This window comes from Burkholderia sp. 9120 (assembly GCF_000745015.1).
Taxonomy (GTDB): Bacteria; Pseudomonadota; Gammaproteobacteria; order Burkholderiales; family Burkholderiaceae; genus Paraburkholderia.
In genome coordinates this window covers 4,034,631-4,046,706 of record NZ_JQNA01000002.1, presented here as the reverse complement: position 1 = coordinate 4,046,706, position 12,076 = coordinate 4,034,631, and the positions used below count along the sequence as shown (strand labels likewise).

General features: G+C 63.7%; 10 protein-coding genes. 4 read left to right on the top strand and 6 right to left on the bottom strand.

What is annotated here, in order from left to right; all coding sequences use genetic code 11:
• Nucleotides 1-293 precede the first annotated feature (293 nt).
• The 5 genes from FA94_RS26310 to FA94_RS26290 all read right to left on the bottom strand — a co-directional run bounded on the left by FA94_RS26310 (nucleotide 294) and on the right by FA94_RS26290 (nucleotide 6,909).
• Nucleotides 294-719, bottom strand: a complete 426-nt coding sequence (locus tag FA94_RS26310) for a hypothetical protein (RefSeq protein WP_035556747.1) — start codon at nucleotides 717-719, stop codon at nucleotides 294-296.
• A 116-nt stretch (nucleotides 720-835) separates the two neighbouring features.
• Nucleotides 836-2,131, bottom strand: a complete 1,296-nt coding sequence (locus FA94_RS26305) for a cytochrome c (protein ID WP_035556744.1) — start codon at nucleotides 2,129-2,131, stop codon at nucleotides 836-838.
• A complete protein-coding gene (locus tag FA94_RS26300) occupies nucleotides 2,128-2,865 on the bottom strand; it encodes a (2Fe-2S)-binding protein (protein ID WP_081936112.1) in 738 nt (245 codons plus the stop codon). The genes FA94_RS26305 and FA94_RS26300 overlap by 4 nt, the downstream gene beginning before the upstream one ends.
• Nucleotides 2,862-5,690, bottom strand: coding sequence for a xanthine dehydrogenase family protein molybdopterin-binding subunit (locus FA94_RS26295; protein ID WP_035556742.1), 2,829 nt, complete (start codon nucleotides 5,688-5,690; stop codon nucleotides 2,862-2,864). The genes FA94_RS26300 and FA94_RS26295 overlap by 4 nt, the downstream gene beginning before the upstream one ends.
• 463 nt (nucleotides 5,691-6,153) lie before the next feature.
• Nucleotides 6,154-6,909 carry a DeoR/GlpR family DNA-binding transcription regulator gene (locus FA94_RS26290; RefSeq protein ID WP_035556739.1) on the bottom strand — a complete coding sequence of 252 codons (756 nt, stop codon included), beginning with the start codon at nucleotides 6,907-6,909 and terminating at the stop codon, nucleotides 6,154-6,156.
• Nucleotides 6,910-7,064: 155 nt separating this feature from the next.
• Between FA94_RS26290 and FA94_RS26285 the strand changes: the two genes are divergently transcribed.
• Together FA94_RS26285 and FA94_RS26280 are read left to right on the top strand one after the other, a co-directional pair.
• Complete coding sequence (locus FA94_RS26285; protein WP_035556736.1) at nucleotides 7,065-7,652, top strand: NUDIX domain-containing protein; 588 nt, start codon at nucleotides 7,065-7,067, stop codon at nucleotides 7,650-7,652.
• Between the two features lie 177 nt (nucleotides 7,653-7,829).
• Nucleotides 7,830-8,159, top strand: a complete 330-nt coding sequence (locus tag FA94_RS26280) for a hypothetical protein (protein ID WP_035556733.1) — start codon at nucleotides 7,830-7,832, stop codon at nucleotides 8,157-8,159.
• A 36-nt stretch (nucleotides 8,160-8,195) separates the two neighbouring features.
• Here FA94_RS26280 and FA94_RS26275 read toward each other — a convergent pair whose 3' ends face one another.
• Nucleotides 8,196-9,356, bottom strand: a complete 1,161-nt coding sequence (locus tag FA94_RS26275; protein ID WP_035556729.1) for a porin — start codon at nucleotides 9,354-9,356, stop codon at nucleotides 8,196-8,198.
• 543 nt (nucleotides 9,357-9,899) lie between these two features.
• Between FA94_RS26275 and FA94_RS26270 the strand changes: the two genes are divergently transcribed.
• Together FA94_RS26270 and FA94_RS26265 are read left to right on the top strand one after the other, a co-directional pair.
• The gene (locus FA94_RS26270; RefSeq protein WP_035556726.1) at nucleotides 9,900-11,009 is read left to right on the top strand and encodes an OpgC domain-containing protein; all 1,110 of its coding nucleotides are present in this window, start codon (nucleotides 9,900-9,902) and stop codon (nucleotides 11,007-11,009) included.
• Nucleotides 11,010-11,152: 143 nt separating this feature from the next.
• Complete coding sequence (locus FA94_RS26265) at nucleotides 11,153-12,055, top strand: alpha/beta hydrolase (protein ID WP_035556724.1); 903 nt, start codon at nucleotides 11,153-11,155, stop codon at nucleotides 12,053-12,055.
• Nucleotides 12,056-12,076: the final 21 nt, after the last annotated feature.

Genomic DNA, 12,076 nt, shown 5'->3' with positions numbered 1-12,076 from the left:
AAAAGGGCCAGATTGCCGATTAAAATTCCAGCGGAATTGTAAAGTGCGTTTTACAGAAAACGCCCCGCTCCACACAATCTGATACAAACCTTACCCACGGTATTGCGGACATCGTTGCGCGTGCAACGGAAACGGCAACACCTCGGCAATCGGTCGGTAACTTTTGCTTTAACGGCAAAGCGCCGCGAAAACTTGAATCGTTTTCACGGCGTAAAAGGAACGGCGAATGGGGAAAAGATGAACGTGCCGGCAGGCGAACGGCGCGATGTCCGTCCGCTTCGAGGGAAACCGGGTTAGCTGTAGTACTGCCCGTCGTAGCGTACGTAGCCGACCGGATGATGCGTGAAATGCAGTACCGGCAGCACGGGGTTGTTGTTGTCGGCGGTGGGATAGGCGCTGGAATCGGGAATATATTCCCCTTGCGCTTCAATCGGCTGACCGGCCTGCAAGCCGGGGATCTCGTGCGCCAGACCTTCGTCGTCGCCGAAACGCACAGCGACGAAAACTTCGGTGCCCACCAGATTCTCCGAGCCGCCTTCGAACTTCAGCACCGTGTCGATCTTGATCACGAATTGCTGATGATTCGCGCCGTGGTGATTGTCCGGGCTGGGGAATACCTTGCTGATCGTGCCTTGCACACAGGCGAGCGGCGCGCCGAGTGAATGAACGTAGCTGTGGTGCGGAAGAATCTCTGTCGCGCGATTGCTCACATTGCTCATGAAGTCTCCGTGGAAGAAACCAGACTGATCGATGGCGAACCGTAAGGCGCGCCGCCAGCCGGCGGCGCGATACGGTTTGAGCAGGTCGGCGCGGTCGAGTTCACCGCGTCATTACTTCATCGCAACGCTTTCACCGAGTCCGCGGTGACGTCGGCCGGTTGGCCGCCCCACGTCGCACGCAGATAGTTCGCGAGCTGCGCGAGTTCTTCGTCGCTGAGTTGCGTGGCGAAACCCGGCATCTCCTGCATCCGTTCGAGACCCGGGAAATCCTGCGCGCCGAGACCGTCGAGCATCGCCACGATCAGGTTGTGCGCATCGCTCTGACGCAGCGTCGAGTTGGCGTGCATCGGCACCGCGACGTGCGGCTTGCCTTCACCGTTGATGCCGTGACAACCGGCACACACGGCGAGATACACGTTGCGTCCGGCTTCGAGCTGCGCGGCATCGGCCGAACCTGACTGCAACGGTTGCAACGGCTGCGGCGCGGGCGGCTGATCGCCGAGCAGGTAGGTGGACATGGCGCGCAGATCGTCGTGCGTCATGTACTGGCTGCTCAGATGCACGACCGGAAACATCTCGCCGAACGCCGAGCCTTGCGGCGCGATGCCGGTGGCGAAAAACGTCTGCAGATCGGCGGCGGTCCAGCCACGCGCTGCCAGACCGTGCGGCGTGATGTCGGGTGCCGCGATCCGGCCGAGCGCCGCACCCGCCAGCGGCTTCGCGCCGTCGAGTTGGCCGAACTTGCCGCGCGGCGTGTGGCATTCGGCGCAATGGCCGAGCGCGCTCGCCAGATAACGCCCGCGATACCAGTCCGCCGAGCCGGTGGCGGCAGCGCCCTTGGCCGACGCCTGGTTTGACGCATCCGGCAACGCGTCCTTCAGGAACACCCAGTCCCAGAAACGCACGCCGAAACGCAGGTTGAACGGGAACGACAGTTCGGGTTCGTGGTTCGGCACGGCGGCCGGTTTCTGCGCCATCAGATACGCGTAGATCGCATCGCTATCCGCGCGCGACAACTGACGGTACGACGTGTACGGCATCGCCGGATACAACTGTTTGGTCGGCGTGACGCCGTCGTGCAGCGCCTTGTACAGATCGTCGGCGCTCCAGTTGCCGATGCCGTGCGCTTTGTCCGGCGTGATGTTGGTGCCGTAGAAAGTGCCGAACGGCGAAGCCAGTTTCACGCCGCCGGCGAAGGGCGCGCCGTCCGAGGTGGTGTGGCAGGCGGCGCAATCGGCGGCTTTCACGAGATAGCGGCCGCGCGCGAGCGGATCGGCGGCGGTGGACTGCGGCCCCAACGCGGCGGCGGCGGTCATTGCGGCGGAATCGTCGTGCTTGCCGCACGCGCTCAACGCGAGCGTCGCGCCAAGCAAAAGCAGCGCGCGGCGCAGAGTGATCGGGCGGCGCATCATGCGGCTTCCTTGACGAGACCCGGCGTCGTCAGCACGACTTCCTTGACGGCTTCGTAATAGCGCACGTAGCCCGTGCAACGGCAGATATGGTCGTTCAGCGCTTCGGTGATGGTCGCTTCGACCTCGTCTTTGGCAACCGGCTGACGCTGCAGACGTTCGATCAACACCGTGGCCGCGTTGACGAAACCCGGCGTGCAGTAGCCGCACTGAAAGCTGAAGTGCTCGAGAAACTTCTGCTGGATCGGCGACATGCCGATGACTTCGCCCGCGTCGTTGCGCTTCGCGTGGCCTTCGATCGTGCGAATGGTTTTGCCGTGGAAGAAATTCGCGCCGGTGATGCAGGTGCGCACTTCTTCGCTGGTGCCGTCCGGTTTGTCGACGATCACCACGCACGCGTGGCAGATGCCCTGACCGCAGCCGAGACGCGAGCCGGTCAGGTGCAGATACTCGTGCAGGTAGTCGATCATCATCAGCCCGGCCGGCACGTCGGTCGGACCGACGATCTCGCCGTTGACCTTGATCGACAGCGGCAGCGTGCGGAAATGCGTCAACGGACGCTCGACCACACCGGCGGCCGGCGCGCTGGCGGCAACGCCGGCGGATGCAGCAGCCGAAACCGAAGCAGCCGCCGGAGCAGCCGCGGCACTCGCCGCCCCGCCCACCACACCGGAAGCCACCGCCACACCACCCGTCTGGCTCGCGGCGTTCGTCAAATCTTGCTTGGGGGCCGTCATGCGAGCACCTCCTGAATACGTTGCGGGGTAACCGGCAGATCGGTAAACCGATGCCCGATCGCATGCGCGATCCCATTCACGATCGCGCCGACCACCGGAATCATCACCACTTCGGCAATGCCCTTCGGCGGATCGGTCTCGGTGAGCGGCGGCAGCACTTCGCCGGTCTGGGTCCAGACGGCGACGTCCGTCGCGCGCGGCAAGTGGTAGCGGTTGAAGTTCCACGTGCCGTTACCCGGACCGTCTTCGTACAGCGGCAGATACTCGTGCAGCGCGTGGCCGATGCCCATCGCCAGACCGCCTTGCAACTGGCCCGACACGAGTTGCGGCGAGATCTGATTGCCGCACTCCATGATCGAGTGATGCGCGAGCAACTCGACCTTGCCGCTCGCTTCATGCACCGACAGTTCGACCAGTGTGCCGACCGCGCTGTAGTACGTCACGGTCGCGTTGTTGCGCTGAACCGGCGGAATGAACACGCGCTGACGATCCAGCACGCGGTAACGATTCGCCGTAGTCTGCAGTTTCTTGCGTTCGTCCGGCGCGTTGTCGCCGTAGCGCAGCGCGAGGCCGTCGAGCGGCAAGCGCACGACCGCGCCGTCGATCTCGAAGTCCGCTTCGGTCCATTGCCAGCGATTGAACACGTGCACAGTCGCGCCGGTCACGAGCCCGAGTTCGTGCGCTTTCTTCGCGAGCTGTTCGAACGGCAGCGCCTCGAGCCCCGCTGCCGACAGCTTGCCGTCGACCCAGCGCGCGTCTTCGATCCGCACCACCAGCGGCGCGGCCTGACCGCCGCCCGTGCCCTGACTCCAGATCGCCATCGCGGCCGGCCACAGACCGTGTGCGAACACGACCCGCGCCGCTTCGCGCGTGCTGTGCGTGAAATAGAACGCGGAGTTCGTCGCGCTGGACGGCGACGCATAACCCGGCGACCAGCGCGGATTCGCCGCGAGCTTGTCCTGATCGGCCTGCGACATCATGTACGGATCGCCGCTCGTGACGACCGGCAGATCCGGCCAGTCGGTGATCGCGACGTGCACGTCGGTGGCCGGCTTGCCGAGCCACTTGGCGACCGCGACGGCCTGCGAGGTCGACACGCCGGTGCCGATTTCAGCGGCCGTGTGCTGCAAACTGATCTTGCCGTCGGCGCTGAATTCGACCTTCGCGAACGAGGTCTCCGCGCCGGTGCCGAAGTCCTTCTGCACGCACGCGAAACCCACGCCGTAGCGCTTGCCCGGATGCGCCGCTTCGAACTCGGCCTTGCGCTTCGCCCGATTCACCCACAGCGGATGCACCTTGGCCTTGTTCAACACGTCGTCGACGCGAATCGCGCCGGCCGGCACCGCGCCTTGCGTGTTTTTCATGCCGGAGCGCAACGCGTTCTTCAGGCGGAAATCGATCGGATCGAGCTTCAGTTGCGCGGCGATTTCGTCGACCATCATTTCGGTCGCGGCCATGCTCTGCAGCGTGCCGTAGCCGCGCGCGGAACCGGCGTCGATCGCGCGCGACGCAATCGCCACCGCCGACAGATCGTTGCTCGGGAAGTAATAGATCGACTGCGCGGCGGTCGCGCCCACCATTGCCACGGAAGGCGAAAAGTTGCAGCGCCCGCCGCCGTCTGCTTCCATCTCCGCCTTGAACGATTGCAGCAGACCGGTCTTTTTATCGACGGCGATGCGGTAGTTCATCTTGAACGCGTGGCGCTTCAACGAGGTCTGGAACTGCTCGTAGCGGTCGTTGGCGAGACGCACCGGGCGGCCGTCCGCATACATCGCGCAGACGAGGCCATAGAACGGCACGTTGAAGTGATCCTTCGAGCCGTAACCGACCGTGTAGCACGGGTGAATGAACAGGTTCTTCACCGGGAACGCGCACTTCGCGACCATGCCGGCCGCGCTGTCCACGACTTCGGACGGCGCCTGGGTCGGCACCACCATGTGCAGCGATTGCGTCGCGGCGTCGTACCAGCAGTTCGCGTTGTCGGGCTCGAGCGCGGCCGTATCGATCGACTGCGTGTTGTACTCGCGCTCCATCACCAGCCAGTCCGCCGACGGATGATCGAGGTTCTGCTGGATCTGCGCGGCGTGGAACATGCCCTGCTCGTCCAGCTTGCCGTGCTCGACGCCGTCGGGCCACACCGGCTTGTGCTTGCGCATCATGCTCGGAAACACCGGCGCGTCTTTCAGGCTGGAGAAAACATCGTCGTCGTATGGCGTCTTACCGCCGACCCGCACGAAGCGGAACGTGCCCCACGGATCGCGTTCCAGCGGCCCCGTCTGCGCGCCGTAGCGGATGATCTGATCCTGGAACTTCAGCGTGTTCTTCGCGAAGCGGAAGCGCGCGAAGTCGTGATAGATCAGGATCGCGACCGCCTGGCCGAGATACGCGGGCGTCTTGCCCGGCGGCAGCAACATGTCGTCGCCGTAGAAGGCCGGGAAGATCAGGCCGTCGCGCGTCAGATCCGCCGCCGTCACCACCCGGTCGGGTTGCAGATCGGCGCCGAGCAGCGACAGGTCGAAACCTTCGTAGCTGCGGTCGGCTTGCGTAGTGCGCAGAATGAACGCGTGCGACTGCTGCTGCGGCCAATGCGGCATGTCGGTGGCGCGAATGTCGCGTGCGAACACTTTCGAACCGGTCACCTTGGCGATCCCGTCGATACGGAATTTCGCCTGACCGTTCGCCGCGTCCCACTGCATCGGCGTCAGAATTTTCTCTTCGAACAACGCAGCGAATGCGCGGCTGCCCATCGGCGCGAGATACACCGACACACCCGCCACGACGCTGGCCTTCAGAAAACTACGACGCGAAAGGTCGAGTTTCCCCATGGACTTCTCCTTAAGTGAACACGGCGGCAACCCGTCGGCGGAACCCACACGCTTCCCCCGCCGCCGCGCGCGCGACGATGCGCGCGCTGACACGCACGCGCTGGCGTGCGGAACGGCAATGGAACCACGAAGGAGCTGTTCGAACCACAGGCGCTCATGCGCGCCCGCGCGTACCGGCGATCTGCGACGACCCGTGTTCCGGTTGCGCCGCATTCGATCTGATTGACCTTTGAACTACCGTGAGTTGCCTTTTTGTCTGCCCGGCGAAGGGCAAAGGCCGCGATTATCGCGCTGATTCGCCGCAGGGTGCGTCAAATTTTGTCCGCTATCTCGAAAATAACGGATTCAGCATGGGTTGATCTGGAAGCGCGTTGGAAGCCCGCTGGAACCGTTATGCAGTGGGCTTAATAGCGGCTTGAGCGTGATGCCCGGAAGGCCTCCGCGTGGCCACCGTCGCGACGAATTACGCTCGCACGATCGTGATGCCGAGCGCCTCGAACGGCGCAGTCAGCGCCTCGGCCGTGCCGCGTTCCACCACGATCGCGCTGGCCGCCGTCACGTCCGCGATCTTGTACGCCGACGCCGCGTGCAGTTTCTCCGCCGACGCCAACACCACGGTCTCCGCCGCATGCTCGGCGAACGCGCGCTTCACGTAGGCCTCTTCGCGATCGCCGGTGCTCAGACCCGCTTGCGGATGCACGCCGGTCGCGCCCATGAAAAACAGATCGGCGCGAATATGGCTGAGCGTTTCGATGGCGGCCGCGCCGAGATTGACCATCGAATGCCGGAACAGACGGCCGCCGATCATCACGACCTCGAGTTGCGTGTGCTCGGCGAGTTCGACCGCGATGCTCGGGCTATGCGTGACGATCGTGGCCTGCAAGTCGCACGGCAAATGACGCGCCAGTTGCACGGCCGTCGTGCCGCCGTCGACGAACACGATCTGGCCAGGCGCGATCATGCCGGCGGCAGCGCGGCCAATCGCCGCTTTCGACGCCGACTCGATCCGCTCGCGCCCGGCAAAGTCTACCGCCGCCGGCGACGCCGGCAACGCGCCGCCATGCACGCGCTGAAGCTGGCCTTCGGCGGCGAGCTCGCGGAGATCGCGGCGGATCGTGTCTTCCGACACCTCGAATTCGACGCTCAGCGTCTTGGCGATCACCTGCCCGTTGCGCTTCAGCGCTTCAAGGATCAGTTGTTTTCTTTGCGAAGTCAGCACGGTGAGGGTCTCGACAGGGTCAGGGGCATTTCAACGCAATTGCACGAAATCACTTGTTTTTGCACGAAGCTGCACGATACCATGATTCGCAGGCGGCGCCGACCGCTTTGTCCTTGCCCATGCAAACATGGCAATCAGAAAAACAGGAAGCGAACATGAACGAAACCGCCGGACGGGTCCGTATCGTCGACGTCGAAGTGCTCTCGGACGACTGGTACGTGCTGAAAAAAACCACCTTCGACTATCAACGCGCCGACGGTAGCTGGCAGCGCCAAAGCCGCGAAACCTACGACCGCGGCAACGGCGCCACCCTGCTGCTGTACGATCCGCGCCGCCGTACGGTGGTGCTGACGCGGCAATTCCGCCTGCCGGCGTTCGTCAACGGTCATCACGGCATGTTGATCGAGGCGCCGGCCGGTCTGCTGGAAGCCGCCTCGCCGGAAGAACGGATTCGCGCGGAGGTGGAAGAGGAAACCGGCTACCGCGTGCATGACGTGCGCAAGGTATTTGAGGCGTTCATGAGCCCGGGCTCGGTCACGGAGAAGCTGCACTTTTTCGTCGCCGAATACGACGCGGTGGCGAAGGTCGGCGCAGGCGGCGGCATCGCGGATGAAGGCGAAGATATCGAGGTGCTGGAATTGCCGGTGAACGAAGCGCTCGCGATGATCGAGCGCGGCGAGATCGTCGACGGCAAGACGATCATGCTGCTGCAGTACGCGAAACTGAATCTGCTGGGCGCGTAGGCGGCCATTTACGCGGCGGCCGTTTCCGACTTATCGCGCGAGGCGTTGGGAAACGGACGCTAGGTAGCGGCCGCCAAAGAAAATATTCTGGCGGGTCGATTCAATCGAACACCCTTCCCGTCCGTCTATTTTTTCGTTCGTCACGTTTATCCCGCTGACGAACGCGTTGAGGTTGCAGTGGATTCTCTTCAATCGGCAAACCGGTTTATCAGCGGTTTTTTCTTCGGCGCGTTGATCGCTGCCTTCGTCATGGTGCTGCTTTGCAACGCCGGCGAGTTTTCACCGTTCACGGCCCAGTTGCACGCGTTCGGGCAAGTTGTCGTCACGGTGCTGATCGCCGTGGTGATCGTCGGCGCGAGACCGTTGGCTTATAAAACCGTGTGGCGCGAGCGTCGCTGCCGCTTTGTCCTCGACGAGGATTTAAGCGCGACGCTGCGTGGCCGAAGCTTCGGCATTCCGGCCGGCGTGGTGGTCGGGATTCTGATTCAGCACTACGTGATGAACTGAGCCGCTCACGCAAGCGCCATGCACGCTCGCGCTCGCCTAGAACTTATGTCGTATCGCCGCCCGCACCACGACCTGCTTCGACGTCGATGAAGGCGACTGGGTGCCGGGCGTGAAGGCATCGTCCAGAATCGTGTAGGTCGAGTCGCCGGTCACCTGCTGATATTCGCCCTGAATGTAGACGTCGGTGCGTTTGGACAAGTTGTAATCCGCCATCAGACCGAACGAGTGAATCCGCGGCTTCACGCCGCCGTTGGACGCGTCGTAGCTTTCCATCGTGTAGACATATTGCGCGCCGACGAACAGCATCGGCGACACCTGATATTTGCCGTTCACCTCGAAGTTCTGATACTTCAGCGAGTTGAGCAAAATGCCCGGCGGCACGAGCGGTGTGATGCCGAGATAACCGTTGCCGGTCGGATCCAGATAATTCGAGTTGGTATAAACGAAGCCGGCCGTCGCCGGACCGAACGAGTACGTGATGCCGCCGCCGAACACGCGCATGCGCCCCGCGATGAAACTGGCGTCGTTCGCGGTAATCGCGCCGTTCGCGCCATTGCCGGGATTGTCGGCCTGCAGATAAGCAGCGGCGACCAGCAGGCCGCCATACGTATATTGCCCGCCGAAACTGTAAGCGCGGTTATTGGCGAAGTTGGTGTCGTTGCTGAAGCTGTAGACGCCGCCGAACTGGAAGCCGGAGATCGACGGGCTGGTGAACTTGACCGAGTTGTCGAGGCGAAACGAGTTGTCGGTGTTGTCGTTGTCGTACGGGTGCGAGAACAGTTCGCCGGCCCAATTGCCGTTGGCCGTCGTCTGCGCCAGATAGTCGACTACCGAATCGTACTGGCGCCCGAACGTCAAGCTGCCGAAGGTATCCGAACTGATGCCCACGAAGGCCTGGCGGCCGAACATCCGGCCGCCCTGATTGAAGCGTCCCGAGCTGACGTCGAAGCCGTTTTCGAGCTGGAAGATCGCTTTCAGACCGCCGCCCAGTTCCTCGGCGCCCTTCAGGCCCCAGCGGCTGCCTTGCGCGTCGCCGCTCGCCAGTTCATAGACATGGCCACGGCCGACGTTATTGGTGTAGTTGATGCCCTCATCGAGTACGCCGTACAGCGTCACGCTGGTCTGCGCCGAGGCAGACTGGGCAAAAGCGGCGGACAAAGCGGCGGAGACAGCCAGCGCGAACACTTGCTTGTTCATGATGATCTCCCTGCACTCGAGTAATCGGACAACTCGATCCAGCCGCTTTGTTCTTGACGCTTTGTCAGGGCTTTCACCGGCCCCTGTGCGCCTTCAGGAAATCCTCACACGCCGTTAGCTGGACGTCCATCGGGTGTCACGTCGATATCTCAAATTGTTGCGAAATCTCCACTTCGTGCAAGCGCCCCTTTTATCGCGGCGCTCATTCAGGTAGACGGCAGCGCGCCGCCCTGACTGAAGTCCAGCCCGGTTTTGAGCTGCGTTTCGCGCCCGGCGCGCTGCCCGGCTCGCCGGGTCCTTGTCACGGAAAGAAATATAATCGAAAGCTTTCGCGGCGCTGCAGCGGAACTCAGCGTCGTCACATGGGTCATTTTTACTGCCCTCTGCAATCGAGCCTGCCCCAGGCCGCCCGGTTGAAAACGGCGACGCCGAGCGCGTAGATCGTGCATCCGCCGCAGCTCGCCCCTATTTCCAAAGTCACGTGAGACGTTTGCCGCGCTGAGCCAGCGCGCCGTCCCATGAGGCTGCTTTTGGCGTCACACCATGCAAGCATCGCAATCCCGTCTGATCGAGCTCGACTTTTTCCGCGGACTGGTTCTGCTGATCATCGTCGTCGACCATATCGGCGGCAGCATTCTGTCGCGCGTCACGCTGCACGCTTACGCGTTGTGCGATGCCGCCGAAGTCTTCGTGTTCCTGGGCGGCTTCGCCACCGCCACGGCCTACGCGGCGCTGGCCGAACGGCGCAATGAGACGATCGCGCGCGGCCGCTTCCTGCGGCGTTCGCTGGAAATCTACCGGGCGTTCCTGATCACCGCCGCGCTGATGCTGCTGGTCAGCGCGGTGCTGACGGCGTTCAGCATCGACGGCCCGAATCTCGCCACCACCGACCTGGACGATCTGATGGACGCCCCCGTCGCCGCGTTGCGCGACATCCTGCTGTTCCGCCGCCAGCCGTATCTCGCCTCCGTGCTGCCGATGTACGCGTTCTTCGCGGCGCTGGTGCCGATGATCCTGCCGCTCGCGCGCAGCAAGCCGTGGTGGCTGCTGGCCGGCAGCGTCGCGCTGTGGGCCGGCGCCCCGGCGATCACCGCGTATTTGCCCGCCGCGCCGGACATGCATTGGGACTTCAACCCGTTCGCCTGGCAGTTGCTGTTCGTGCTCGGCGTGCTGGCCCGCTGCCAGCCGGTATATCAGCGCATCAGCGCGCACCGGCTCGGCTGGCTGGTCAGCGTGCTGGCGTTCGCCGTGGTGGCGGCCGCGGCTTACTACAAGCTGTTTATCGAGCTCGAACCGCTCGACGGCAGTCTCAAGCAGAACCTCTCCTATCTGCGCGCGGTTAATTTTCTGGCGATTGCATGGCTCGTCGCGAATCTGATTCAGCTCGGCTGGGCCAGGAAACTCGCGCAATGGCTGCCGTGGGTCGGCGTGATCGGCCGCAAGGGGCTGCTGTGCTTTATCGCCGGCGCGGTGATTTCGCTGGTGGTCGATTCGGTGCTGTATGCGGCCACCGACGGTTATCTCAACTACCCGCTCGGCCTGCTCGCCGATGCCGTCGCGGTCGGTGCGCTGCTGGCCGTCGCGCTCGGGGAAAAGCCGTTCAAGCGGCTCGCTTCGCGGCTGGTCGGCGCACGGCTTCGCACCTCGCCTTGAGTGGCGCGCGGGCAGCGCGCCTTGATCCAGGCGTTCGCGGTCTCGTCCGTTGTCCGCGCTGAGTTCGTATCGCTTCAATCTCCACCGCCGATCCTGTTAGCATGACGCCGCCCGCGACCCGCGCGGCGGCCTCCTACTCTCACATGCGTCCATTCCTACACTCCGCACTCGTTGCGCTGTGCGTCATCGCTCACGGCGCGGCTTGCGCCAGCACCGTGATCAGCCGCAGCTTCCATGCCGACGCGCTCGGCCGCGACTGGTCGTACACCATCTATCTGCCGACCGGCTATCGTCACGACGCCGCCCGCATTCCGGTGCTCTATCTCCTGCACGGCAATAACGGCGACGCCAACGACTGGCTCACCCAAGGCCATCTGCAAAGCGCCGCCGACGCGCTGATCGACCACAAGGACATGCCGGCGGTCGCGATCGTGATGCCGCAAGGCGGCACCGACTGGTACGTCGATCGCAAGGAGAAGATGGAGACGGCGTTCTTCGACGATCTGCTGCCCGAGATCGAATCGCGCTACGCGGTGTCGACGCAGCGCGGCGGCCGCATGATCGGCGGTGTGTCGATGGGTGGCTTCGGCGCGCTGCGTTACGCGCTGACGCAGCCGGAACGCTTTTGCGGCGCGATGCTGCTGAGCCCCGCGATCTACCCGAACGAACCGCCGCGCGCGTCGGCGGCGCGGCGTGTGGGGGTATTCGGCGAGCGCGAATTCGATCCGCGCATCTGGCATGAGCTCAACTATCCGGCGCAGTGGGACCGCTATATGAGCCGACCGTATCGTCTGCCGATGTTCATTGCCGCCGGTGACGACGATCTCGCGATCCAGGCCGATGCGTCGTCGCTGTACACGCATCTGCGGCTGGCGGGCAATCCGGCGGCGCTGCGTATCATCGACGGCGCCCACACGTGGGATGTCTGGAGCGCGCTGCTGCCAGCCGCGCTGAAATACACGCTGGGCTGCGTGAAGACGCAAACGCCGACACCAACGCCAACGCCACCACAACCGCTGGATCACCCCTCGACCGGCCGCCCTTGAAACCGACCTGAAATTCGCGTG

Coding starts and splice junctions, on each gene's coding strand:
- FA94_RS26275 (WP_035556729.1), bottom strand. CDS start 9,356: ATGAACAAGCAAGTGTTCGCGCTGGCTGTCTCCGCCGCTTTGTCCGCC.
- FA94_RS26270 (WP_035556726.1), top strand. CDS start 9,900: ATGCAAGCATCGCAATCCCGTCTGATCGAGCTCGACTTTTTCCGCGGA.
- FA94_RS26265 (WP_035556724.1), top strand. CDS start 11,153: ATGCGTCCATTCCTACACTCCGCACTCGTTGCGCTGTGCGTCATCGCT.
- FA94_RS26295 (WP_035556742.1), bottom strand. CDS start 5,690: ATGGGGAAACTCGACCTTTCGCGTCGTAGTTTTCTGAAGGCCAGCGTC.
- FA94_RS26285 (WP_035556736.1), top strand. CDS start 7,065: ATGAACGAAACCGCCGGACGGGTCCGTATCGTCGACGTCGAAGTGCTC.
- FA94_RS26305 (WP_035556744.1), bottom strand. CDS start 2,131: ATGATGCGCCGCCCGATCACTCTGCGCCGCGCGCTGCTTTTGCTTGGC.
- FA94_RS26310 (WP_035556747.1), bottom strand. CDS start 719: ATGAGCAATGTGAGCAATCGCGCGACAGAGATTCTTCCGCACCACAGC.
- FA94_RS26300 (WP_081936112.1), bottom strand. CDS start 2,865: ATGACGGCCCCCAAGCAAGATTTGACGAACGCCGCGAGCCAGACGGGT.